General features: G+C 68.5%; 22 protein-coding genes and 1 riboswitch. Of the genes, 12 read left to right on the forward strand and 10 right to left on the reverse strand.

The genetic code is table 11. The annotated features are described in order from the left end of the window. Positions 1-9: 9 nt before the first annotated feature. Entirely contained in the window at positions 10-1539 is a 1530-nt protein-coding gene (gene atpA, locus OXQ33_RS10100; protein ID WP_267434559.1) for a F0F1 ATP synthase subunit alpha, read from the reverse strand. A 7-nt stretch (positions 1540-1546) separates the two neighbouring features. Beyond that, complete coding sequence (locus OXQ33_RS10105; protein ID WP_267434577.1) at positions 1547-2116, reverse strand: F0F1 ATP synthase subunit delta; 570 nt, start codon at positions 2114-2116, stop codon at positions 1547-1549. Between the two features lie 252 nt (positions 2117-2368). Between OXQ33_RS10105 and OXQ33_RS10110 the strand changes: the two genes are divergently transcribed. Beyond that, positions 2369-3229, forward strand: coding sequence for an Ada metal-binding domain-containing protein (locus OXQ33_RS10110; protein WP_346015351.1), 861 nt, complete (start codon positions 2369-2371; stop codon positions 3227-3229). Here OXQ33_RS10110 and OXQ33_RS10115 read toward each other — a convergent pair. Next, positions 3205-4749, reverse strand: coding sequence for a trypsin-like peptidase domain-containing protein (locus OXQ33_RS10115; protein ID WP_267434560.1), 1545 nt, complete (start codon positions 4747-4749; stop codon positions 3205-3207). The two genes, OXQ33_RS10110 and OXQ33_RS10115, sit on opposite strands and share 25 nt — an antisense overlap. Positions 4750-4828: 79 nt before the next feature. Between OXQ33_RS10115 and OXQ33_RS10120 the strand changes: the two genes are divergently transcribed. The 3 genes from OXQ33_RS10120 to OXQ33_RS10130 all read left to right on the forward strand — a co-directional run bounded on the left by OXQ33_RS10120 (position 4829) and on the right by OXQ33_RS10130 (position 9086). Next, on the forward strand, positions 4829-6355 hold the full coding sequence (locus OXQ33_RS10120) for a CpaF family protein (RefSeq protein ID WP_267434561.1): 1527 nt from the start codon (positions 4829-4831) through the stop codon (positions 6353-6355). A 258-nt stretch (positions 6356-6613) separates the two neighbouring features. Then, a complete protein-coding gene (locus OXQ33_RS17505) occupies positions 6614-7774 on the forward strand; it encodes a GGDEF domain-containing protein (RefSeq protein ID WP_267434562.1) in 1161 nt (386 codons plus the stop codon). A 67-nt stretch (positions 7775-7841) separates the two neighbouring features. Further along, entirely contained in the window at positions 7842-9086 is a 1245-nt protein-coding gene (locus tag OXQ33_RS10130) for an aspartyl protease family protein (protein ID WP_267434578.1), read from the forward strand. On the opposite strand, the gene OXQ33_RS10135 is transcribed toward OXQ33_RS10130, so the two are convergent. The 4 genes from OXQ33_RS10135 to OXQ33_RS10150 all read right to left on the reverse strand — a co-directional run bounded on the left by OXQ33_RS10135 (position 9080) and on the right by OXQ33_RS10150 (position 11519). Beyond that, positions 9080-9331, reverse strand: a complete 252-nt coding sequence (locus tag OXQ33_RS10135) for a 3TM-type holin (protein WP_267434563.1) — start codon at positions 9329-9331, stop codon at positions 9080-9082. The two genes, OXQ33_RS10130 and OXQ33_RS10135, sit on opposite strands and share 7 nt — an antisense overlap. Then, positions 9328-9885 (reverse strand): N-acetylmuramidase, encoded by a 558-nt coding sequence (locus OXQ33_RS10140; RefSeq protein ID WP_267434564.1) that lies wholly within the window; start codon positions 9883-9885, stop codon positions 9328-9330. The genes OXQ33_RS10135 and OXQ33_RS10140 overlap by 4 nt, the downstream gene beginning before the upstream one ends. 207 nt (positions 9886-10092) lie before the next feature. Beyond that, positions 10093-10992, reverse strand: a complete 900-nt coding sequence (locus OXQ33_RS10145; protein WP_267434565.1) for an ROK family protein — start codon at positions 10990-10992, stop codon at positions 10093-10095. A gap of 101 nt (positions 10993-11093) precedes the next feature. Continuing rightward, positions 11094-11519 (reverse strand): MerC domain-containing protein, encoded by a 426-nt coding sequence (locus tag OXQ33_RS10150; protein WP_267434566.1) that lies wholly within the window; start codon positions 11517-11519, stop codon positions 11094-11096. Between the two features lie 145 nt (positions 11520-11664). Here OXQ33_RS10150 and OXQ33_RS10155 point away from each other — a divergent pair, with 145 nt between their 5' ends. The 6 genes from OXQ33_RS10155 to cobS all read left to right on the forward strand — a co-directional run bounded on the left by OXQ33_RS10155 (position 11665) and on the right by cobS (position 20148). Next, positions 11665-14772, forward strand: coding sequence for a glycoside hydrolase family 2 TIM barrel-domain containing protein (locus OXQ33_RS10155; RefSeq protein ID WP_267434567.1), 3108 nt, complete (start codon positions 11665-11667; stop codon positions 14770-14772). Continuing rightward, positions 14769-17030: a S9 family peptidase gene (locus tag OXQ33_RS10160; protein ID WP_267434568.1), complete on the forward strand. Its 2262-nt coding sequence runs from the start codon at positions 14769-14771 to the stop codon at positions 17028-17030. Before OXQ33_RS10155 ends, OXQ33_RS10160 begins: the two co-directional genes overlap by 4 nt. Before the next feature lie 160 nt (positions 17031-17190). Next, a riboswitch (cobalamin riboswitch) is annotated at positions 17191-17375 on the forward strand. 91 nt (positions 17376-17466) lie between these two features. Further along, positions 17467-17874 carry a DUF1636 domain-containing protein gene (locus OXQ33_RS10165; protein ID WP_267434579.1) on the forward strand — a complete coding sequence of 136 codons (408 nt, stop codon included), beginning with the start codon at positions 17467-17469 and terminating at the stop codon, positions 17872-17874. Continuing rightward, positions 17871-18881 carry a nicotinate-nucleotide--dimethylbenzimidazole phosphoribosyltransferase gene (gene cobT, locus OXQ33_RS10170; protein WP_267434569.1) on the forward strand — a complete coding sequence of 337 codons (1011 nt, stop codon included), beginning with the start codon at positions 17871-17873 and terminating at the stop codon, positions 18879-18881. The genes OXQ33_RS10165 and cobT overlap by 4 nt, the downstream gene beginning before the upstream one ends. Continuing rightward, entirely contained in the window at positions 18878-19435 is a 558-nt protein-coding gene (locus OXQ33_RS10175) for a histidine phosphatase family protein (RefSeq protein WP_267434570.1), read from the forward strand. Before cobT ends, OXQ33_RS10175 begins: the two co-directional genes overlap by 4 nt. Next, positions 19432-20148, forward strand: coding sequence for an adenosylcobinamide-GDP ribazoletransferase (gene cobS, locus OXQ33_RS10180; RefSeq protein WP_267434571.1), 717 nt, complete (start codon positions 19432-19434; stop codon positions 20146-20148). The genes OXQ33_RS10175 and cobS overlap by 4 nt, the downstream gene beginning before the upstream one ends. On the opposite strand, the gene OXQ33_RS10185 is transcribed toward cobS, so the two are convergent. Genes OXQ33_RS10185 through OXQ33_RS10195 form a run of 3 tightly spaced genes read right to left on the reverse strand, consistent with a single transcriptional unit; the run spans position 20133 to position 23492 of the window. Then, entirely contained in the window at positions 20133-21587 is a 1455-nt protein-coding gene (locus OXQ33_RS10185) for a cobyric acid synthase (protein ID WP_267434572.1), read from the reverse strand. The genes cobS and OXQ33_RS10185 overlap by 16 nt on opposite strands. Continuing rightward, a complete protein-coding gene (gene cbiB / locus OXQ33_RS10190; protein ID WP_267434573.1) occupies positions 21575-22513 on the reverse strand; it encodes an adenosylcobinamide-phosphate synthase CbiB in 939 nt (312 codons plus the stop codon). Before cbiB ends, OXQ33_RS10185 begins: the two co-directional genes overlap by 13 nt. Beyond that, positions 22506-23492 carry an aminotransferase class I/II-fold pyridoxal phosphate-dependent enzyme gene (locus OXQ33_RS10195; protein WP_267434574.1) on the reverse strand — a complete coding sequence of 329 codons (987 nt, stop codon included), beginning with the start codon at positions 23490-23492 and terminating at the stop codon, positions 22506-22508. The genes cbiB and OXQ33_RS10195 overlap by 8 nt, the downstream gene beginning before the upstream one ends. A gap of 27 nt (positions 23493-23519) precedes the next feature. On the opposite strand from OXQ33_RS10195, the gene cobU reads away from it, so the two are divergent. Further along, positions 23520-24044, forward strand: a complete 525-nt coding sequence (gene cobU / locus OXQ33_RS10200; RefSeq protein WP_267434575.1) for a bifunctional adenosylcobinamide kinase/adenosylcobinamide-phosphate guanylyltransferase — start codon at positions 23520-23522, stop codon at positions 24042-24044. Further along, positions 24041-24643: a cob(I)yrinic acid a,c-diamide adenosyltransferase gene (gene cobO / locus OXQ33_RS10205; protein ID WP_267434576.1), complete on the forward strand. Its 603-nt coding sequence runs from the start codon at positions 24041-24043 to the stop codon at positions 24641-24643. The genes cobU and cobO overlap by 4 nt, the downstream gene beginning before the upstream one ends. Positions 24644-24725: the final 82 nt, after the last annotated feature.

A 24725-nucleotide genomic window follows, 5' to 3' on the forward strand; every position in this document is an offset into this window, starting at 1 on the left:
GACGGACAATTACGCGAAGATCTTCGCGAACTGGTCGAGCGCGGCCTTGAGCTTGCCCTTGGCCTCGTCGCCCAGATCCTTGGTGTCGCGGATCATCGCCAGCACATCGGCATGATCGTTGCGCAGGTAGGCCAGCATCGCCGCTTCGTAGCGGACGACCTGCGCCACCGGCACATTGTCGATATAGCCGTTGGTGCCCGCGAAGATCGACGCGGTCTGCTCCTCGAAGGGCAGCGGCGCGAACTGCGGCTGCTTGAGCAGCTCGGTCAGGCGCGCACCGCGGTTCAGCAGCTTCTGCGTCGAGGCATCGAGGTCCGAGCCGAACTGCGCAAAGGCGGCCATTTCGCGATACTGGGCGAGCTCCAGCTTGATCGAGCCCGACACCTTCTTCATCGCCTTGGTCTGCGCGGCGCTGCCCACGCGGCTGACCGACAGGCCGACGTTGATCGCCGGACGGATGCCAGCGAAGAACAGGTCGGTCTCGAGGAAGATCTGGCCGTCGGTGATCGAGATCACGTTGGTCGGGATATAGGCCGAGACGTCGCCCGCCTGGGTCTCGATGATCGGCAGCGCGGTCAGCGAACCGGCGCCATTGGCGTCGTTCATCTTGGCGGCGCGCTCCAGCAGACGGCTGTGCAGATAGAAGACGTCGCCCGGATAGGCCTCACGGCCCGGCGGACGGCGCAGCAGCAGCGACATCTGGCGATAGGCGACGGCCTGCTTCGACAGATCGTCGAACACGATCAGCGCGTGCATCGCGTTGTCGCGGAAATACTCGCCCATCGCGGTGCCGGTATAGGGCGCGAGGAACTGAAGCGGCGCGGGCTCCGACGCGGTCGCGGCGACGACGATGGAATATTCCATCGCACCATTCTCTTCGAGCGTCTTGACGAGCTGCGCCACGGTCGAGCGCTTCTGACCCACGGCGACGTAGATGCAGTAGAGCTTCTTCGACTCGTCGGTACCGGCGTTGACCGTCTTCTGGTTGATGAAGGCGTCGATCGCGACGGCCGACTTGCCGGTCTGGCGGTCGCCGATGATCAGCTCGCGCTGGCCACGGCCGACGGGGACGAGGGCGTCGATCGCCTTCAGGCCGGTCTGCACCGGCTCATGCACGCCCTTGCGCGGGATGATGCCCGGCGCCTTCACCTCGACGCGGCGACGCTCGGTCGCCTCGATCGGGCCCTTGCCGTCGATCGGGTTGCCCAGGCCGTCCACGACGCGGCCCAGCAGGCCACGGCCGACCGGCACGTCGACGATGGTGCCGGTGCGCTTGACGGTGTCGCCTTCCTTGATCTCGGCGTCCGAGCCGAAGATCACGACGCCGACATTGTCGGCCTCGAGGTTCAGGGCCATGCCCTGCACGCCATTGGCGAACTCGACCATCTCGCCCGCCTGGACATTGTCGAGGCCGTAGATGCGCGCGATGCCGTCACCGACGCTCAGCACCTGGCCGGTCTCGCTGACCTGGGCCTCGGTGCCGAAATTGGCGATCTGGTCCTTGATGACCTTGGAGATTTCTGCGGCGCGGATATCCATGGGAACGTCAGCCTTTCATCGCGCTGGCGAGCGCATTCAAACGGGTGCGGATCGAGCTATCGATCATCTGGGAACCGATGCGGACGACAAGCCCGCCGAGCAGGTCGGGATCGACCGACAGGTCGACCGACACTTCGCGGCCGACGCGGGTGCGCAGCTGCTGCTTCAGCTCGGCGACCTGGCCCTCGGTCAGCGGGTGGGCGCTCGTCACTTCGGCCGCGACCTCGCCGCGATGGCGGCTGGCCAGCTGGCGAAAGGCACGGATGATCTGCGGCAGCGCCGACAGGCGCCGATTCTCGGCGAGGACGCCGAGGAAATTTTTGGTCACGCCGTCGAGACCGAGCGTATCGGCCACCGCCAGGATCGCCTTCACGGCCTGCCCACGCGCCACGACCGGGCTCTTGGTCAGCGCGGCCAGGTCCGCATCGGCGGCCAGCGCGTCGCGAAGGGTCACGAGGCTCGCCTCGATCGTGTCGATCGAACGGCCCTCAACAGCCGTTTCGAACAGCGCGAGCGCATAACGACCGCCCAGGCTCGCCTGGATGCCGCCTGTGCCGCTTATAGTACCGCCGGACATCTCCACGGATGCGAATTCCTCGAACAACAAACGGGTTGGCCCCATGGGGAACGGGGCGCGAAAAACGCGCCTCCGATGGGTTGGCGGGCGGTTAGCATCGGGAACCATTCGATGCAAGCGACGTGGCGCATCTTGTGACAGGTTGGTGACGCGAAGTTAACCGCTTTGGCCGCAAGCCGTGGGATGAATGCCACAGCGGCTTTGCTAGGATCGGTGCGCCCCGGCGGCTCGGGGCCATGGATTGTGCCTTTCATGTCCCACCCCGTCCGTCACGATATCGTGTCCGCCCTGGATGAGAATGCGGCCTGGGACGCCTTTTTCCGCCGCGATCGGGCGGCGGACGGGCGGTTCGTGGTCGCTGTGACCTCGACCGGCATCTATTGCCGCCCGAGTTGCGCCGCACGCCGTCCCCGGCGCGAGCATGTCCGCTTTCATCCGACACCGGAAGGCGCACGGGCCGCGGGCTTTCGCGCCTGTCTCCGTTGCCTGCCGGATCAGGTCACCCGCGATCGGCAGGCGGTGGCGCGTGCCGTGGCACTGTTGGAGGAAAGCGATGCCGCCCCTTCGCTGACCGAATTGGCCGAGGCGGTCGGCTATGCGCCGCACCATTTCCACCGGCTGTTCAAGCGCGCGACCGGCGTGACGCCCGCCGCTTACGCCCGCAGCCTGCGCAACCGGCGCGCCGATGAGGCACTCCGGCAAGAGGGGAGCGTGACGGCGGCGGCCTATGAAGCGGGCTATTCCGCCCCCAGCCGCTTCTATGCCGATAGCGAGGCGCGGCGCGGCATGGCGCCGGGCCAGTGGCGGCGCGGCGGGGACGGGGTGGCCATCGGCTGGACGATGGTGGCGACGCCGCTTGGGGCGATGCTGATCGCGCTGACGGCACGCGGTCCGGCGCGTCTGGCCTTTGACGAGAATGAGGCGACGCTGGCCGGGCATTTCTCCACCGCCCGGATCACGCCTTTGGCAGAAGGAGAAGCCGCCGCGATCGCGCGCATGGTCACCGCCCTTCCCCTGCCCGACCCCGCCCTGCCCGAACGGGCCCGTCGCCTCGCCCTGATCGAGGCGGTGGCGCAAGGGCTGACCGGTCAGCGCGCCGAACGGCAGCTATAGACCAGCTTTTCGTTGGGAAGCGGCGGCAATTGCTGGCGGATCTGCGCCTGTTCGCCTTCCAGATTCTGAAGCGCGGTGTCGGTCTTCACACAGCCCTTGGGCGTGGTCGGCTGGTGCAGCTTGCGGATCGCGTCCATCGTCGCGGCGGGGAGCAGATAGCGCGTCTGGGTATAGCTGCGCGTCACGGGATCGAAGCGCGCCACGGTCACGGTCGGCTCCTCGTCGGGAACGATGATCCGCTGCCAGCTCCCCTCGCCCTCCAGGAACTGGGTGGTGCCGTCCGCGCAACCGTTCGCGCCCCAGTCGATGCGCGTTTCCGCCGTCGAGGAGATGGTGATCCGGCTGCGATCGGGTTGCAACGTGCAGATCATCGGCCCCAGCGCCTTGCCCGGCGGGGTCGCACTGGGCAGTGCGGCGGTCTCGCGCGGCAGGGTGATCTCGCCCGAGGGGCGCAGCAGGAAGACGACCACCGCCGCGATGATCGCGACGCCGCCCGCCGCGCCGGTCCCAATCGCCCGGCGCCGCTGCCCCCGCGATTCGAGCAGCCCCGCGCCGCCCAACGCCAGCGCGCCGCCGACCAGCAGCAGCGCGGCGATCGCCATGACATTCTCGCGCGTACGCTCGGCTCCCGCGCGGGCGGCGTCGAGCGCCTCTTCCCGGCGGATCGCGGCGGCATTGGCCGCCTCGCGCCTGGCGGCAGCGGCATCGGCGAGCGCGCGGGCGTCCGCCGCGCTATCCTCGCGCAGCCGCTCCTCTATCGATGTGCAGGGCATGCCGACCGAGGTGTAAGGTTGTTGCGCGGCCCGCAGGAACGCCATGAGTTCGGTGTCGGCGATCGCGAAGCCGAAGGTCGAATCGCCGTCATCGGCACGGGTCAGCGCGGAGTTGACCCCGATCACCCGCCCGCACGGATCGAGCAGCGGACCGCCCGAATTGCCCCGCGCGATGCTGGCGGTGTGGAGCAGCACCTCGATACCGGTCAGCGCGCGACGGCCCGAGGCGACCCCCTGCGACCGGACGGGGGAGAGCGGGCGGATATAGTCCGCCGCCGATTGCGCCGTCGCCAGATCGACATTGCCGGGATAGCCCAGCGCGATCACCTGATCGCCTTCGGTCACCGGACCGGTGAAGAGCGCGGCGGGCGGCAGCTTCGCCTCGCTCACCTCGATCAGCGCCAGGTCGCGGCGCGAATCATAGGCGACGACGCGGCCCTGATAGGATTTGCTGCCCTCCGACGGCACGACGCCGATCACGACATTGTCGGGATAGCGCTCCGCCAGTTCGACGACATGCGCGTTGGTGACGATCCGGTTGGGCGCGACGGCGAAGCCCGATCCGTGGCCGAACCCCGCGACTTCGTTGTCGACCATCGCGATGGTGACGACCCGGACGACGCCGCGCGCGGTGGCGGCGATGTCGTCGGCCTCGGCGGCGGCGGGCACCAGTCCGACCAGGGTCAAAAGGATTGCGAGGACGAACCGGCTGAGCATCGGATCAGGGCCATATCCCGCCCTTTCCATCCCCCGCAACCGCGATCGGTTAGGCTTATGGTAAATCTTGGCATTTACTGACCGGGCGCATGTCATGGGAAATTGCGCGATGAATGCCTTCGGTCGTCGTCAGGGTTTGGGTAACGCAACGGGGGGCCGCCCGGCCTTCGGCGTCGCGCGACCGATGCACGGTCCCGGCCCCGCCCCCCGCCCGGAAAGCGAGGCAGGCGGCCCCGGCGGGCAGCAGTTTCCGCCGCTCAGCGCGCTGTCCGTGGCGGAACACGCGCTGCCCGCCACCGCCGCCGACGCGATGCAGCGGCTCGCCGACCGCCAGGCCGCCGCCGCCGAACCGGCCCCGGCGCGCGGCGAGGGGTTCGAGGCGTCGATCCACCGAATCAAGGAACAGGTGCTTCCCCGCCTGCTCGAGCGCGTCGACCCCGAAGCCGCCGCGACACTGGGCAAGGACGAGCTGGCCGAGGAATTTCGCCCGATCATCGGCGAGGTGCTGGCCGAGCTGAAGCTGACGCTCAACCGGCGCGAGCAGTTCGCGCTGGAAAAGGTGCTGGTCGACGAGCTGCTGGGCCTGGGTCCGCTGGAGGAACTGCTCGCCGATGCCGACATCACCGACATCATGGTCAACGGTCCCGAGCAGACCTATGTCGAGCGGAAGGGCAAGCTGGAACTCGCCAATATCCGCTTCCGCGACGAGGAGCATCTGTTCCAGGTCGCGCAGCGCATCGTCAATTCGGTCGGCCGCCGCGTCGACCAGACCACGCCGCTGGCCGATGCGCGCCTGAAGGACGGCAGCCGCGTCAACGTGATCGTGCCGCCGCTGTCGCTTCGCGGCACCGCCATCTCGATCCGCAAATTCTCGGCGAAACCGATCACGCTCGACATGATGGCGGCGGGCGGGTCGATGAGCCAGGACATGGCGACGCTGCTGAAGATCGCGGGCGCGTCGCGGTTCAACATCGTGATTTCGGGCGGTACCGGCTCGGGCAAGACGACGATGCTGAACGCCCTGTCCAAGATGATCGACCCGGGCGAACGCGTGCTGACCATCGAGGACGCCGCCGAACTCCGCCTGCAACAGCCGCACTGGCTGCCGCTGGAAACCCGGCCCGCCAATCTGGAGGGTCAGGGCGAGATCAGCATCCGCGACCTGGTCAAGAACGCGCTGCGCATGCGCCCGGACCGGATCATCCTGGGCGAAATTCGCGGCGCCGAATGTTTCGACATGCTGGCGGCGATGAACACCGGCCATGACGGGTCGATGTGCACGCTCCACTCCAACTCCCCGCGCGAGGCGCTGGCCCGCATGGAGAATATGGTGATGATGTCGGACATCAAGGTGCCCAAGGACGCGATCAGCCGCCAGATCGCCGACTCGGTCGACATGGTCATCCAGGTCAAGCGCCTGCGCGACGGCAGCCGCCGCGTGACCAACATCACCGAAGTCATCGGCATGGAAGGCCCCGTCATCGTGACGCAGGAGCTGTTCAGCTTCGAATATCTGGACGAAGGCACCGACGGAAAGATCATCGGCGAGTACCGCTCCGCAGGATTGCGTCCCTATACGCTTGATAAGGCGAAGCAATTCGGATTCGACAAGGCGCTGTTGGAAGCATGTCTGTAACCTTGCGGAACGCGTTTTTAACGTCGTGCAGCGTCCGGGACAGATGATTCCAGATGGGTTTCAAACATTGGATCCATTTACGACTATAAGATAATCACCCGGATACAGGATGATAGCCGAATAGGAACCATTTGCGGGCCATGACGGTGTTGCGGGGCCGTGATTAATTATACTATCTCCCCTCATGCTTTCTGAATCCATTGGCCGATGCACGGCGATAGCAGCCGGTCAGGCATGCGAACGGAAGGAATGGGGCCGGTGACATTTCGCGCGCCTCTAGCAGCCGTCGCAGCCCGGCACAGCGCGCAATATCGCCCGATGGAAGGGGGCTGGGTCGCCTGGCTGACCGCGCCGCTCGATCCGGCGGAGGAACCCCTTCGCCCGGAACTGACAGACCTGCTGTTCGGCAACCGGGTCAGCATCTTCTTTGCCGTGGCTTGCCTCGGCGTGGTCCTGCTTTGCTATGCGGTGTTCCTCGACGTCGAGCTGGCCGCGCTGCTGACGGCCCTGTTCGCGCCCGCCGCGATCCTGCGCTATGCGACCATCGGCGCCCGCCCCGGCCCCTCATCGCTCAAGGCGCTGTTGCTGGCCGGTCTTTTCTGGGCGGCCATGGTCGGGCTGTTATGCGGCGAGGGGGCCCGAACCAACAACGTCTTGCTGACCACGCTCAGCGGGATCATCTGCGTCGCGGTCAGCTTCGGCGGAGCGTACAATAATGCGGGGGCGCCGCGCTTCGCGTTCATCCAGACCGTTTTGTTCATCGCTCCCTATACCGTCTTCGCCGCCTTTTCCGGCGTGCCGGGAATGCGGTTGTTCCTGATCCAGTTGCCGTTCTGGATCGTCGGGATCTTCACCCTGATCCGCCAAATCTACGCCACCCATGTGAAGCTCATCCGGGCCCGGCATCTGGCCAGCCATCTGGCGTTGCACGACAGTCTGACCGGCCTGCCCAATCGGGCGCATTTCATGGAAGCGCTGTCCGCCGAATGCCAGCGTGCGTCGCGCGACAGCACGAATCACAGCTATATCCTCTATCTCGACCTGGACGGGTTCAAGCCGGTCAACGACACATATGGGCATCTGACCGGCGACGACCTGCTGCGCGCGGTGGCCGATCGTTTCTGCAAGGTCGTTCGGGGGCAGGACGTGATCGGTCGACTGGGCGGCGACGAGTTCGCCGCGATATTGCGCGGCGTCAGCCAGAAGGAGGCCGAACAGATCGGCGAGAAACTGATCGCGGCGGCGCGCGACCCCTTTCATCTCGACGGCCATCCCCCGATCAGCATCGGGGTCAGCATCGGCGGCGTCGCACTGGGCCTGCCCCCCGATGTCCGCCGCACGCTCCATGCCGCCGACACCATGCTCTACGCCGCCAAGCGCGGCGGCAAGGGCCTGCTCCGCATCGCCGAGGCGGCCTGAGCCCCATCCCTCGCCGCGCCGATTTGTCGCGCGCGCAGCTTCCGCTTCGGCTAGGCGTTGGGCCGTGATGCCTCGGTCGATCTACCTGCTTCCCCTGCCCTTGCTGCTTGCCGCCGCGATGATGGCGCCGCTCGCCTCGCGCCCGCCCCAACCCGCCCCTGCCGCCGAAGAGGATGTCGTCGCCGCCGCCGCGCGCGATCCCGGCACCATGACGCTGGCCCCCGATGCCGAGGCCCGCTGGATCCCGTTCCAGTTGACGCCCGGCAACCAGGTCCGCTTCCAGATGACCATCGACGGACAGGCCGTGACCGCAATCCTGGATACGGGGGTCAGCTTCACGCTGTTGGCGCAGAATTCTCCCCTCGCGGCGAAGGGCAAGGTGCGCCCCGGCGGACAGGCCAGCGCGATCGGCGGCGCGGTCGCGATCGGATGGATGCCGACCCGCACCCTGTCGCTCGGCGGGTTGAGCCGCAAGGGCGGCGGGGTGGCGGTCGCGCCCCTGCCCGCGCTGGCGACCGGCGATGCGACGGCGGTGGACCTGCTGGTCGGGCGCGACCTGCTGGCGGGGCATGCGCTCGACATCGACTATGCCGCCAAGCGGTTCCGGCTGATCGCGTCGGGCCGGATGCCGTTCACCGGCGCGACCGCCCCCCTGGTCGTCTCGCCCGAGCGTCGCGTCTATGAAAGCGCGGTCGGGCTGGGCGCGGCGAAGTTGTCGCCGGTCATCGTCGACACCGGCGACGGCTCCGCGCTGACCGTGACCCAGGCGGCGTGGCGGGCGGCGCGGCTGACCAGCCTGCCGACCACCACGGCGATCGGCTTCGGTTTGGCGGGTCCCTCGGTCAACGATCTCGCCATCGCGCCGACCGCCCGGCTGGGTAAGCTGACCGCGCATGAGGTCGAGGTGCGGATCGAGCCGCCCCAGGGTTTCAGCGAGTCGGTCGGCGTCGCCGGACGGATCGGATCGGGCTTTCTCCAGCGCTATCGCGTGCTGCTCGATCCCGGTGCGGGGCGGATGATCCTGGCGCCGGGGCCGCAGGCCGATGCGCCCGCACCGCGTTCGACGGTCGGGTTGCTGCTGGGTGTGGCAAGCGACCGGTTGCGCGTCCTGCACGTCATGCGCGGCGGCCCCGCCGACAAGAGCGGCTGGCACGAGGGCGACACCATCTGCGCCATCGATGGACAGCCCATCCCCCGCGACTATGTCGACAGCCCGATGGCACGCTGGACGGTCGGCCAGCCGGGCACGCGCGTCACCTTGCGGACCTGCGACGGACAGGACCGCGTGCTGACCCGCGCCCGCTTCTACTGACGCCGCTTTCCCCATTCGCGCGCGACCGTATAGCCGAGATAGCCGGTGCCGAAGAGCGCGTAGAGCGGCTCGGGAATGGCGGCCAGATACGCCGCCATTCCCCGGATCATCGCCGCCGCGATGGCCGGGCGAAACCCGGCGAGCACCCCCATGGGCACGCTCCAGAGCAGCAGCGCGTACATGACATAGAGGAAGGTCGGTCGCGCCCGGCGGGTCCAGGCATCGACGCTGTCCTCGGCGGTCATGACAAACGGTCCGCCAGCCAGCCATAGAGGAACGCCTCATTGGCCGGACGCCGCTCGGCCAGGGTCATATAGCGTTCGCCCTGTAGCGCCTCGACCGCCTTTAGCAGCACCACCTCCCCCGGCGGCCCGCGATGGCGCAGGAAAGCCGTCAGCGCGGCGAGCGTCGCCGGGCCGATCCGGCCATCGGGCACCAGATCGGCATAATCGCGCCCACCGCGATTGAGCGCGTTCAGCGCGCGTTGCAGGAAGCCCGTCGCCACCGCCGGGCCCATATTGACCCCGGTATCGAACAATTCCTCGGCCAGCCTGGGGGCCAGCTCCGCCACCCGGTCGAAGCCCGGCCCGCGCCAGTAAAGCCGGCGATAGATGGATTCCGCCCGCGCCAGCGGCAGGCGGCGCATCGGCCCGTCATAGCCGTCCGCCCGCGCCATCGCCTCGGTAATGCCGAAGCGGGTCGCGCCGCCGCGATCGGCGGGATGGTCGCTATAATCCCCCTCGCGCGCGATCACCTGCGCGATCAGCGCCTCCACCCGTACCTCGTTCCCGTGCCCCATCTCGTCCTCCCCCATGACGGAAGAATAGGAACCATATCGGTTCGCTGTAGGACAGGGAAATTTGGGCGGACGAGCTTCCCCTTTTCCTCCCCTGCAAGGGGAGGTGGCAGCCCGCAGGGCTGACGGAGGGGTGTCCCCATCAGCGGAGACACCCCTCCACCACCGCTTCGCGGCGGTCCCCCTCCCCTTGCAGGGGAGGATAAGGCGTCAGTCCAATACCGACCGCGCCAGCGCCAGCGTACCCAGCGGCCCCGCCTGATCGCCGAGTTGCGCATGGACGATCCGGTTGGCGACCTGCGCCGCATCGACGAAGGGCAGATAGCCCGACAGCTTCTCGACCACGCTCGCGCGCACCATGTCGAGCAGATGCGGCTGGCCGACGCCCACCCCGCCGCCGATCACGATCCGCCCGCAGGCCAACGTCAGGAAGAGCCCCGCGAAACTCTCCGCCAGCGCATCGGCGACGAAGGCCCAGACGGGATCGTCCGCCGCCAGTTCCTGTGCCGGGCGGCCCGCACGCGCGGCGATGGCGGGTCCGGCGACCAGCCCTTCCAGGCAATCGCCATGGAAGGGGCAGGCCCCGGCGAAATCGTCACCGGCGACGCGGCGGACGCGGACATGGCCCGCCTCCGGGTGCATCCGGCCCGACACCGGCTGGCCGTTGACGATGATGCCCATGCCGACGCCTGTGCCGACCGTGACATAGACATGGTCGGCCAGCCCGCGCGCCGCGCCCCACTGCCCCTCGGCCAGCGCCGCGCCGGTCACGTCGGTATGGATCGCGACCCGATCGCCGAAACCGTCCGCCAGCGCGCCGACCACGTCCGCCCCCGCCCAGCCGGGCTTGGGCGTGGCGAGCATATGGCCGTAATCCATGCCGGTCTTGTCGAGCGCGATGGGCCCGAAGCTCCCGATGCCCAGCGCCTCGGGCTTATACTGCTCGTGCCACTCGGCCAGCCGCTGCGCCAGCGCCGCCAGGGTGATCGCGGGAGTGGTGGTGGGCAGGCGTTCGGACACCAATATGTCCCGCCCGCGCCCGATCAGCACAATCGATTTCGTACCGCCCAGCTCGACGCCCGCGACGATCCGATCCTGTGCCTCGGTCATTCCATTCTCCCGCCAGATGCCTTGCGCTTTTAGCGTGTCGCGCCTGCGCGAAACCGTGCATCCAGGTCAAGAGGAGCGTCGCAAAAAGCCGGACAGGCGGGTTATAGCGCGACCAGTGCCGCCAGCCGATCCGCGCGAAGGTTCAGGACATGCGCGACGGCCAGCACCATGCCCCCCGCGACGGTCAGCCATGTCCCCGCCGCGCCGCCCTCGAACACCACGCCGAGGATCAACAGGCTCAAGCCCAGCACGCCGCCGATCGCCGGGCCGACCTGCCCATGCCGCCGCCACGCCCGCCATAGCGCGATGGTGCTGAGCGGCACGGCGATGGCCAGCATGACGATATGAAAGCCCTCGCCCAGATCGGCCCAGGCCGCGATCGACGGCAGGAAGGCGATCAGGACCGGCAGGAACAGGCAATGGATCAGGCACAGGGTCGAGGCGGAGATGGCCAGCCGGTCCAGCCCCCCATGCGCACGCGGTGGCAGCGTCATCGCCGCCGTCTCGCCATTGCCTTGTCCGATCATGCCATGCCTTTCCGTCACCCCGCCCACGCACATGATATTTTGTATCACCGATAACAAGGGGCAATTCGTACCATCGTCATGCTTTAAATTGTATTCCGTATAATCTAGCATGGGCGGGATAGCGGAGGAGAGACGGCATATGGCGATGAAACGATGGGCCCTCTGGGCGAGCCTTTCGGCCATGCTGGCGCACACCGCATCGGCGCAGACGACCGCCCCCCGGCCCGACTGGGAAAATCCCGCCATCGACCATATCGGCGCGGAGCCGATGCACAGCAGCTTCGCCGGGTTCGAGACGCGCGCGTCGGCGTTGGCGGGCGACGTGGCGAAGTCGCGCTATCACCTCTCGCTCGACGGCCAGTGGCGGGTCCACATGTCGCCCAATCCCGAGGCGCGACCGGTCGGCTTCGAGGATCCCGCCCGTGACGTCTCGACATGGCGCGAAGTGGCGGTGCCCGGCATCCTTCAGGCCCAAGGACTGAGCCGCCCGGTCTTCGTCGGCAGCGGCTATCCCTTTCCCCGCAACGCGCCGTTCATCGAGCACCGGCTGAACGAAGTCGCCTCCTATCGCCGCGACATCGTGCTGCCCGCCCATTTCGCGGGGCGTCGCCTGCTGCTGACCGTCGGGGCCGCAGGGGCGGCCTATTATCTGTGGGTCAACGGCGAGAAGATAGGCTATTCCGAGGACTCCAAGCTCCCCACCGAATTCGACATCAGCCGCGCCGCCAGGCCCGGCAAGAATGTGATCGCCATCGAACTCTATCGCCATTCGGACGGCAGCTATCTGGAGGATCAGGATTTCTGGCGGGTCAACGGGATCGAGCGGTCGATCACCCTCTACGCCGCGCCGCAGACCCATATCCGCGACCTGGGGATCGAGGCCGGGCTGACCAACGGCTATCGCGACGGCACGCTGTCGACCACGGTCGATCTGGCGGGTGCTGCGCAGGCTACAGCCGTGCGCGCGACGCTGCTCGACGGCAAGCGCACCATCCTCACCCGCACCGCGACGCCCAGCGGCACCACCGCGACGATCACCGCGCAAGTGCCGGGCGTGAAGACGTGGAGCGCGGAAGACCCGAACCTCTATACCCTGCTGGTCGAACTGCTCGACGCAGACGGCAAACTGATCGAGGCGACCAGCCGCCGTATCGGCTTCCGCACCGTCGAGGTGGCGGGCGGCGAGGTCCGGGTCAATGGCAAGCGGATCATGATCCGCGGCGTCAACCGGCACGAGCACGATCCGCACAGCTTCCGTATCGTGTCCGAGGAGACGATGCGCAAGGATATCGAATTGATGAAGGCCGCCAATATCAACGCGGTCCGCACCTCCCACTATCCCAACGACCCGCGCTGGTACGATCTGGCCGACGAGTACGGCCTCTATGTGATGGACGAGGCCAATATCGAGAGCCACGGCTATCTCAGCCTCACCCAGGAAAAGGGCGACCCCACGCTGAACCTGGGCCACAAGCCCGAATGGGCCGCCGCGCATCTCGACCGGGTACAGCGGATGGTCGAGCGCGACCGCAACCATCCCTCGGTCATCTTCTGGTCGCTGGGCAATGAAAGCGGGGTGGGTCCGAACTTCGAGGCGGCGGCGAAATGGGTCCGCCAGCACGACAAGACGCGGCTGATCAACTTCCTCGGCTATAGCATGAGCGGTTGGCGGCATCCGACCAACGACTATGTCGATATCTTCGCGCCCATGTATGACGATGTCGAGAAGTTGGCCGACTATGCCCAGCGCCCCGAATTCACCCAGCCGCTGATCCTGTGCGAATATGCCCATGCGATGGGCAACAGCCTGGGCGACTTCCAGGGTTATTGGGATACCTTCCGCAAATATCCCAAGCTCCAGGGCGGCTTCGTCTGGGACTGGGTCGACCAGACGATGATCCTGAAGGACAAGACCGGTCGCCCCTATTGGGGACAGGGACTCGACTATGATCCCGACCCGAAGGATTCCGGGCTGCACGGCGACGACAGCCCGGTCGGCGACGGGGTGATCCAGTCGGACCGGACGCCCGACCCCGAATATTATGAGATGGCGCATGTCCAGTCGCCGATCGCCTTTACCCAGCAGAGTGGCGGGTGGCAGGTGGTCAATCGCCACGACCATATCGACCTGTCGCGCTTCACGCTGGACTGGACCGTGCTGGAGAATGGAGTCGAGACCGCACGCGGCAACATCGCCACGCCATCGGTCGCGGCGGGACAGAGCGCGCCCCTCGCCTTCACCTTGCCCCCGGCCAAGGACGCCACGGCCGAACGCTCGCTGATCCTGCGTGCCCGGACCAGGGCGGGGGCGATCCCGCCACTGCCCGCCGGGCATGTCGTCGGATGGGAGCAGTTCGCCCTTACCGCCCCCGTCTTCGCCGCCGCACCCGCCGGATCGGTCGCGCCGGAGGACAGCGCCGATGCGATGACGTTGAAGACCGGGACTGCGGTGCTGGAGATCGACCGTACGACCGGCCTCGTCCGTCGCTATGCACGAGACGGCAAGACTTTGCTGACCGGCGGCGCACCCAATTTCTATCGCGCCCCAACCGATAACGACGTGGGCGCGGACGTGCCGAAGAGCCATGCCATGTGGCGCTATTTCTCCGAAAATCGCCGCCTCGACGCGATCCACCGCGACGGCAACGCCATCGTGGTCGACCACGACATGGGCGTCGGCTCGGTCAAGATGCAGACCCGCTGGACCATGGCCCCGGACGGCAGCGCGACCGCGACCATACGCTTCATGCCGCTGCGCGCGACCCTGCCCGATCCGTTGCGCGTGGGGCTCGCCTTCGCGACGCCGGGGCAGCAATTCGGCCAGGTGAGTTGGTTCGGGCGCGGTCCGTGGGAAAGCTATGCCGACCGCAAGACCGGCGCGATGATCGCCCGCTGGCAGGGCAAGCTGGCCGAGCAGTATCACGACTATGCCCGGCCGCAGGAGAGCGGCAACAAGACCGATGTTCGCTGGGTCCAGTTGACCGGCACCGGCGTGGGACTGCGGGTGACGGGGGCGCAGCCGCTGTCGGTGAACGCCTTGCCCTTCCCCTATAGCGACCTCGCCATGAAGCCGCCCGCCAAGGCGCACAGTTCGGACATCACCCCCCATGGCGACGGTACGCTGCTGATCGACGCCGCGCAGGCGGGCGTGGGCGGCGATACCGGCTGGAGCCTGGATGGCCGTGCGCACATGCCGTACCGCATCGCGCTGAAGCCGCTGACCTACAGCTTCACCATCGGAGCGGCGCAGTGAAGCGACTGGCCCTCGCCCTGCTGCTGACCACCAGCCCGGTCGCGGCCCAGACCGTGCCCGACCGGATCGCCACGTCGCTGGGCTTGCGCGAGCAATGGCAATGGCTGACCCGCGACATCGCCTCGCCCGCCGAGTGGGACGCGGACGGACGGCATTTCCATTATCGCAAGACGGTGGCGGGCGGCTTCGCCTTTGTCGATGTCGATGCCGCCACCCGCGCGAAGGCCCCCGCCTTCGACGCCGCCGCGCTGGCCCCCGCGCTCGCCAAGGTGATGGGCAAGGCCGTCTCACCTTCGCGCCTGCCCTTCGAACATTTCGCCTATACGCCCGACCGTTCGGCGATCCGCTTCTCGATCGGCTATGACGACACCGTCTATCGCTGCACCCTCGTCCAGCCGGTCTGTGCGGTCATGCCGCCGGAGAACCCGGCCAGACCGCGCGGCTTCGGCGTGGTGCGCGACCTGCGCGTCGCCGCCGACAACCATCCGCGCCTGTCGCCCGACGGCAGGCTGGAGGCGCTGGTCCTGGACGACAACCTCGTCGTGCGCGAGGCCAAGGGCGGCAAGGAACTCTGGCGCTCTCAGGACGGCAGCCCCGCCAATTTCTACGATCCCGAAACCATCGCCTGGAGCCCCGATGGCCGGCATATCGCGCTCCAGCGTGTCCACCCCGGCTATGCGCGCATGGTCACCCGCGTCCTCGCCGCGCCGCCGGGCAAGGTCCAGCCCGAGGTCGTCCAGCAACTCTATCCCAAGCCCGGCGACGCAGTGGACCAGGAAGCGCCCGTCCTGTTCCGCGTCGCGGACGGCAAGCGGACCGACATTGACCCGAGCCTGTTCGCGAACGCCTACACCCTCTCCGCCCCCGAATGGCGCTCCGACAGCAAGAGCTTCGCGTTCGACGACCTGAAGCGCGGCTTTGGCGAGGCGAAGATCATCACGGTCGATGCCGAGACCGGAGCGGCCCATGCCGCCGTCACCGAGACGGCCAAGACCTTCGTCTTTCGCGACCGCATCTGGTCACATGACGTGAAGGGGCTGGGCCGCGAGATCCTCTGGGCCTCGGAGCGGGACGGCTGGCGGCATCTCTATCTGATCGACGGCACGACCGGCCGCGTCGTGCGCCAGATCACCAAGGGCCCTTGGCTGGTCCGCGACATCGCCAAAGTCGATGACGAGAAGCGGCAAATCTGGTTTTCGGCCAGCGGCTTCGTGCCCGGCGAAGACCCCTATTACAAACACTGGTTCCGGGTCGATTTCGACGGCCGCAACCTGACCCGCCTCACAAAGGAGAATGCGACGCACGAGGTCCGCTTCTCCCCCGACATGACCGCTTATGTCGACGTCTATTCCCGCACCGACCTGCCGGAGACGATGGAATGGCACGACGCGCGCGATGGCCGCCTGATCCAGACGCTGGAGAAGGGCGACATCACCGCGCTGACCGCCGCCGGTTTCCGCCCGCCCGAACGCTTCACCGCCAAGGGGCGCGACGGGAAGACCGATATTTACGGCCTGGTCGTCCGCCCGCGCGATTACGACCCGGCCAAGCGCTATCCGGTGATCGAGAACATCTATGCCGGGCCGCACGACAGTTTCGTGCCCAAGGCCTTCTGGCCGTTCGGCGGCTTCTCCGGCGGCGACAAGGTCATGGGGATGCAACAGCTCGCCGATCTCGGCTTCATCGTGGTGATGATCGACGGCATGGGCACCGCCAACCGCTCCAAGGCGTTCCACGACGTCGCCTGGAAGAACCTGGGCGATAGCGGCTTTCCCGACCGCATCGCCTGGATGAAGGCGCTGCACGAGAAAGACCCCGCCGCCGACATCAGCCGTGTCGGCCTCTATGGCGGCTCGGCGGGTGGGCAGAGCACGCTGAACGCGCTGCTGTTCCATCCCGATTTCTACAAGGCCGGGGTCGCCTATGCCGGGTGTTTCGACAACCGGATGGACAAGATCGACTGGAACGAACAATGGCTCGGCTATCCGGTCGACCAGAGCTATCTCGACGCTTCGGGCGTGGTCCATGCGGGGCAGTTGCAGGGCAAGCTGATGCTGGTCGTCGGCGAGCAGGACTCCAACGTCGATCCCGCCAGCACGATGCAGGTCGTCGACGCGCTGATCAAGGCGGACAAGGATTTCGACCTGCTGGTCGTCCCCGGCGGCGAGCATACCGCCGGACGCTCCACCGGGCCGGTGTCCTATGCCATGCGGCGGCAATATGCCTTCTTCCTGAAGGCGTTGCGCGGGGAGGAGTGAGTCCGCCAATTCCTCCCCTGCAAGGGGAGGTGGCAGGCCGCAGGCCTGACGGAGGGGTGTCGCGCTCTCGATAGGGTTACACCCCTCCGACGCGCTTTGCGCGCCACCTCCCCTTGCAGGGGAGGAATAGCGGTGTTGCCTCCCATCCCCCACAAGCCTATCGCTCGCCCCTGCGACAGGTTCCCTTCGGGGATCAAAAGGGAATGGGGTGTGATGCCCCGGCTGCCCCTGCAACTGTAAGCGGCGAGCCGTTCGCCATCACGCCATTGGGGCTTGGCCCCGAGAAGGCGGCGGACCGGCCCCGACCCGCGAGCCAGGAGACCTGCCCGTCGCGGTCGTCCTTCGACCGTTCAGGGTGTGCCGGGCGAACGGGGCTTTTCCCCTCGCGCGGCGACGGCGCCTTTGTGGAGACATGCCCCGTGACCGAGACCGCCCCATGCTGAAACCCGCCGCCAACGGCCCCGCCGTGGTCGCCTGCAACACCTGTCGCCTGTCCGACGACGCGCGCGAGAATGACGACGGCAAGCGCGGCGGCGCGCTGCTGGTCGAGGCATTGCGCCGCGTCCAGGCGTCCAACCCCGCTTATGCCGATGTCGCGGTCGAGGAGATGCCCTGTCTCTTCGCCTGCCAGTCCTTCTGCACCGTCCACCTGCGCTGTCCAGGCAAGGTCGGCTATGTGATGGGCAAGTTCGCCCCCGATGACGATGCCGCGCGCGCCATATTGGACTATGCCCGTGCCTATGCCGACAGCGACTGGGGCCAGGTGCCGTACAAGCAATGGCCGCAAGGCGTGAAGGGCCATTTCCTGACCCGTACACCGCCGGAAGGATTTGTCGTCGAATGAGCGCTTTCCCGACCGTTGCCGCTTTTGAGACGGCGCTCGCCTCGCTTTCCCAGCTCGACGCCGCCGCACGCGACGCCGCGACCGCGCGGCAGGGCCAGTTGACCAAGCCGCCGGGCTCGCTCGGCCGCCTGGAGGATATCGCGATCTTCCTCGCCGGATGGCAGGGCGTCGAGCGGCCCCGGATCGAACGGGGCCGGGCGGTCATCTTTGCAGGCAATCACGGTGTCGTCGCGCGCGGAGTCAGCGCCTTTCCGGCGGCCGTGACCGCGCAGATGGTCGCCAATTTCGCCGCCGGAGGGGCCGCGATCAACGCGTTGGCGGCGGCGGCGGGGCTTTCGCTGTCGGTCGTGCCGCTCGACCTCGACCGCCCGACCGCCGACTTCACCACCGCCCCGGCGATGAGCGAGGCGGAATGCCTGGCCGCGCTGAACGCCGGGGCCGAGGCGGTGGGCGATGCCGACCTTCTGGTGCTGGGCGAGATGGGGATCGGTAATACCACTCCCGCGGCCGCGCTTGCCGCCGCCAGCTTCGGCGGGGATGCTTCCGACTGGGTCGGCCCCGGTACCGGTGTCGACGCGCAAGGGTTGTCGCGCAAGGCGGCGGCCGTCGCGGATGGGCTGTCGCTCCACCGCGCGCATCTGACCAGCGCGTTCGAGATCCTTCGCCGTCTGGGCGGGCGGGAGATCGCGGCGATGGCGGGGGCGGTGCTGGCCGCACGGGCGCGCCGTGTGCCGATCGTGCTGGACGGTTTCATCGGCACCGCCGCCATCGCGCCGCTCGCCATGGCCGATCCGTCCATCGTCGATCATTGCCTGACGGGCCATTGCTCCGCCGAGCCGGGGCATGTCCGGCTGCTCGACCGGCTGGGGCTGAAGCCGATCCTGTCGCTCGACATGCGGCTGGGCGAGGGGAGCGGCGCGGCGGTGGCGGTGCAGGTCATCCGCTCCGCACTGGCCGCGCATGACGGCATGGCGACCTTTGCCGAAGCGGGGGTCGCCACCGCGTGACCGGCTTTCGCCTCCATCTGCTTCGTCACGGCGAGCCCGAACTGACGGGGCGGATGCTGGGGCGGACCGACAGCCCGGCGACGGCGCACGGCCTGGCCGCCTGCGTCGATCGGGCGCGCGGGGTGAAGGTGCTGCGGCGGATCAGCTCCGACCTGTCGAGGGCCCGCGCCAGCGCCGAGGCGATCGGCCCGACCGAGATCGATCCCCGCTGGCGCGAACTGGACTTCGGCGACTGGGACGGACTGGCCCCCGACGCGATCGACCGGGCCGTGCTCGATCGCTTCTGGCAAGACCCCGACGCCGCCCCGCCCCCCGGCGGCGAGCGCTGGTCCGATCTGGTGGCGCGGGTCGCCGCCGCCATCGCCGACTTACGGCCCGAGCCGACATTGGTCGTCACCCATGGCGGCGCGATGCGCGCGGCCCTGCATATCCTGTGCGGGTTCGACACGCGCGCGGTCTGGGCCTTCGCGCTGCCCTATGCCAGCCTGTTGACGCTGGAGGTGTGGGACGGCGTGCCCCGTACGGCGCAGGTGACGGGGCTGGTGACCGCATGAGGACGCTGATCGTCGCGCTGGCCTTCCTGACCCGCCTGCCCATGCCGCGGGTCAAGGCGGACGAGGCGGATTTCACCCGCGCCATCCGGCTCTATCCGGTCGCGGGGTTGGCCATCGGCGTGATCGTCGCCGGCGCAGGCTGGCTGGGGGCTCGGGTCGATCCGTGGACGGGGGCGCTCGCCGCGCTTGTCGCCTGGGTCTGGGCGACGGGGGCGCTGCATCTCGATGGGCTGGCGGACCTGAGCGACGGACTGGGCGCCGCGCATGGCGACCGGTCGCGGCTGCTGGCGGTGATGGCCGATCCGCATATCGGCAGCTTCGGCGTGGTGGCGCTGGTCATGCAACTCCTCGCCAAGCTGGTGCTGCTCCACCATGTCCCGCCCGAAGGCTGGCCATGGATCGCGCTGATCCCGGCGGCGGCGCGGATCGGGCCGTTGGTCTGGTCCAGGATGCTGCCGCCATTGAAGCCCGGCGGACTGGGCGCGATGGTGGCGAAGGCGGTGCGGCCCCGTGACCTGATAGGCTGGACGGTCGCCGTCCTCGCACTAGGGCTAGTCTATCCGCCGCTCGTGACTGCACCGCTGATCGTCCTGGCGCTGTCGCTCTGGTTCCGGCGCAAACTGGGCGGGGTGACCGGCGATGTCCATGGAGCGGGCATCGAGTTGACCGAAACGGCGCTGCTCCTCGCCGCCGCGCTCTACGCCCTGCCCTGAGCGATCCGCAGCAGCGCGTCGGCATCGACATGCGCCTCCAGCACGGCGGCGATGGCGTCCAGCGCGGCGTCGACATCGGCGCTGTGATCCGGCCCCCGCCCCGCCACCCCGATCCGCGCCAGCCACGCCGAGCGCTGCGCCGCCTCGCCCAGCAGGCCATGGATATAGCTGCCCGCGACCAAGCCGTCGGCGCTCATCGCGCCCTCGGCCCGCCCATCGGCGAGGTGCCCCACGGGTCGCGCGGTGTCGGGGCCGGTCGTACGCCCGAGATGGATTTCATAACCCGAAAACCCCGCCCCCAACGCCTCGCCCGTGACCGGACGCACGGTCTTTTCGCCGGTCAGCACCGTCTCGATATCCAGCAGCCCCAGTCCCGCGACGCTCCCCGCCGGGCCCTCGATCCCGTCCGGGTCGGCGACGATGCGCCCCAGCATCTGATACCCCCCGCACAGCCCCAGCACCGGCCGCCCGCGCCGGACATGCGCGGCGATGTCGATGTCCCAGCCCTGCGCTCGCAGGAAGGCCAAGTCGGCGATGGTCGCCTTCGACCCCGCCAGCACGATCATCGCCGCATCGGGGATCGGCTCGCCGGGGCGAACCATGACCAGGTCGATTTGCGGCTCCAGCCTCAGCGGATCGAGATCGTCGAAATTGGCGATGCGCGGGGTGATCGGACAGGCGATCACCACCCGCCCCCCGGCTCCGGCACGCGACCGCTCCAGCACCACCGCATCCTCGCTGGGCAGCCGTGCCGCATCGGCCAGCCACGGGATCAGCCCCAGCGACGGCCAACCGGTATGCTCGGCGATCACGCCCAGACCATCGGCGAACAGCGCCGGGTCGCCGCGGAACTTGTTGACCAGGAAACCCCGGATCATCGCGGCATCGTCGGGGTCGATCACCGCCCTGGTGCCGACCAGCGAGGCGATCACGCCGCCCCGGTCGATATCCCCCGCCAGCACGACCGGCACCCCCGCCGCCCGCGCGAAACCCATATTGGCGATGTCGCCGCTGCGCAGATTCACCTCGGCGGGCGAGCCAGCGCCCTCGACAATGACCAGGTCGCACTGCGCCTCCAGACGGCGATAACATTCGACCACCTCGGGCAGCAGGCCGATCCGCCCCTCGCGCCACCGCGACGCGGGCAGCATCCCCCGCACCTGCCCGCGTACGATCAGTTGCGAACTGCGATCGCCCTGCGGCTTCAGCAGCACCGGGTTCATGTCGACATGCGGAGCCACCCGCGCCGCCATCGCCTGGGTCGCCTGCGCCCGGCCGATCTCGCCGCCATCGGGAGTGGCGGCGGCGTTGTTGCTCATATTCTGCGGCTTGAAGGGGCGGACGGTCAGGCCGCGATTGGCGAACAGGCGGCAGAGCCCCGCGACCAGCACCGACTTGCCGACGTCGGACCCTGTCCCCTGGATCATCACGCCAGCCATGCGACACCCCCGGCGATGATCCAGAGCATCAAACAAGCGCGCGCATAGATCTGCAACGCGGTGACGATGTCGGCGGGCGAGGCCACCCGCCCCTCGCGCCCGATCCACGGCTTGATCTGGGTGACGCCGTCATAAGCGACCGGCCCGGCCAGCGCGACGCCCAGCGCCCCGGCCATCGCCGCCTCGGGCCAGCCCGCATTGGGCGAGGCATGGGCGCGCGCGTCACGCTTCATCACGGCCCAGCCGCCCGCCCCCGCGATGCATAACAGTACGCCCGCAATCCGCGCAGGCACCCAGTTCGCCCCATCGTCGATCCGCGCCGCCGCCCAGCCGAATGCCCGCCAGCGGGGCTCCTTATGCCCGATGATGCTGTCGGCGGTGTTGATCGCCTTGTACATCCACACCCCCGGCAGGCCGAGCAGCAACAGCCAGAACAAGGGCGCGACGATGCCGTCGCAGAAACTCTCCGCCAGCGTCTCGATCACGGCGCGCGAGACGCCCGCCTGGTCCAGCCGCCCGGTATCGCGCCCCACCACCCGCGCAACGAGGCGGCGGGCGGCGGACAGGTCGCCGCGCAGCAGCGCCTCGGCGACGGGGCGGATATGGATATAGAGGCTGCGCTGCGCCAAAGCGGGCCAGGCGAGAACCGCACTCGCGATCCAGCCCCAGCGGCCGAACAATGCCCGCGCGGCCTGATCCAGCCCCCATGCCACCGCCCCGGTCAGCGCGATCAGGCCGACGATGGTCAGCACGCCCAGCCCCCGCCGCACGCCCGCCGACAGGGTGGGACGATTGCCCCAGCGTTCGGCCAGGTTCAGGAACCGCGCGAATCCTCCCACCGGATGCCCGATCCAGGCGTAAAGCCGGTCCGGCCAACCGATCGCGGCATCAAGCGCCAGCGCCACCAGGGCGAGCGGATCAGCCATGGCGCAAAGCCTCCTCCAATCGGGCAAGGTCGGACGCCACCGGAACGCCGAAGCGCAACCGCTCGGGCGCATCGGCAAAGGGACGAATCAGGATACCCGCCGCCGCCAGTAGCAGGAACAGGGCTGCGGCCCGCGGCGTCTCGACCATGCGGAACAACGGACAATCCCCCTTCGCTTCCAGCCCGTGACGCGCCAGCGCCTTGTCCAGTGCCGCCGCCCGCTCGACCAGAGCGATCCGCGTCGCCGCGATCCAGTTCCCGTCGGCATAGGCCGCGCTGCCCCAGGCGATGGCATGAGCCGATACCGGCCAGTCGCCGAGCAGGTCGCGCAGCCGCTGCACCATGTCCGGCGGAGCGATGACGAAGCCAAGCCGCAGCCCCGCCAGCCCGAAGAACTTGCCGAACGACCGCAGCACGACCACCCGCTCGCCACCGCCGCACCCCGCCTCCGGCATCGCATCGGCAAAGGCTTCGTCGACGATCAGCCAGCCGCCTGCCCGCATCTGAGCATCCGCCAGTCGCGCCAGCTCTCTGGTCGAGCGATGGACGCCGTCCGGGTTGTTGGGATTGGCCAGCAACAGGCTTCCGGCCCGCCCAGCCCAATCCTTCAGCGCCGCATGATCGACCCGCGCCGACGCCACCGCGCCGTGCGTGCCATAGCTCGGCTGCACCGCCACGACTGGCTGGCCCACGCCCATCAGCGGCAGCAGGCGAAGCGCCATCTCGCTGCCCGGCACCGCCGCCACCCGCTCCGGCGCCACACCGAAATGCGCCGCCGCCAGCGCCTCCAGCCGGGCGAGCGCGCTGCGGTCGGGCAAGGGCGCGGCATCGACCTTCAGTCCTTCGGGCGGGGTCCAGGGCACCGGATTGATCCCGGTCGACAGGTCCAGCCACGGCACGGGCGCGTTCGGAAACAACGCCTTCGCCGCGTCGATCCGCCCGCCATGATGGGTCAGCGCGCCCATTTCCGCTTGCGTCATCGGGCCGCTCCCGCGATGCGGGCGGGCATGACGAAGCCCCGCACCCTATTGGTTCTCGGCGGCGCCCGGTCGGGCAAGAGCCGCCATGCCCAGGCGCTGGCCGAGGCGATGACGCCCACCGGCTGCTTCATCGCCACCGCGCAAGCCTGGGACGAGGAGATGCGCGAGCGGATCGCGCGCCATGTCGCCGACCGCGATGCGCGCTGGACGACGGTGGAAGCGCCGCTCGCTTTGCCCGAGGCGATTGCCGGGCATAGCCGCGCCGACCGGGTGCTGCTGGTCGATTGCCTGACGCTCTGGCTCACCAATTTGCTGTTGGGCGAGGCGGACCTGATGGCGGCGGGCGAAGCGCTGGTCGCCGCGATCCAGGACGCGCTCGGCCCGGTGGTGCTGGTCAGCAACGAGGTCGGCTTCGGCATCGTCCCCGACAATGCGCTGGCCCGGCGCTTCCGCGACGCGCAAGGCACGCTCAACCAACGGCTGGCGCGGATGTGCGACGCGACCGATCTGGTGGTGGCGGGCCTTCCCTTGCGGCTTTCAGGAGAGAAATGATGCGAACCGACGCCGAACATGCCGAGCGCATGGCCAGGAAAAAAGCCGCGCAGGACAGCAAGGTCGCCGCGCGCGACGCCGAAAAGGGCCTGATCATCGTCCATACCGGCAAGGGCAAGGGCAAGACCACCGCCGCGCTGGGCATGGTGATCCGCGCGGTCGGCCATGGGATGCGCGTCGGCATGGTCCAGTTCGTGAAGGGCGCGATGACCACCGGCGAGGCGGCGGTGCTGGCCCGTTTCCCGGAGGTCGACTTCCACGCGATGGGCGAAGGCTTCACCTGGAACACCCAGGACCGCGCCCGCGACATCGCCACCGCGCGGAGCGCCTGGGAGGAGGTGAAGCGGATGATCGCCGATCCCTCCTACGACCTGATCGTCGCGGACGAGCTGAACATCGTGCTGCGCTACGATTACTTGCCCGTAGACGAGGTGCTGGAGGCGCTGGCGACCAAGGGCGCGATGACGCATGTCGTCATCACCGGCCGTAACGCGCCCGAGGTGTTGATCGAAGCGGCGGACCTGGTGACGGATATGACGCAGGTGAAGCACCCCTTCCGCGAACAGGGGGTGAAAGCGCAAAAGGGGATCGAGTTCTAAGCCTACATCAAGGGCGTACAGCCACAGGCGGCATGGCCCGTGGCCCTGCCCTCCCCCAGCCCCTCCCGCTTGCGGGAGGGGA

The sequence above is a fragment of the Sphingomonas sp. GM_Shp_1 genome, from assembly GCF_026540895.1.
Classification (GTDB): domain Bacteria; phylum Pseudomonadota; class Alphaproteobacteria; order Sphingomonadales; family Sphingomonadaceae; genus Sphingomonas.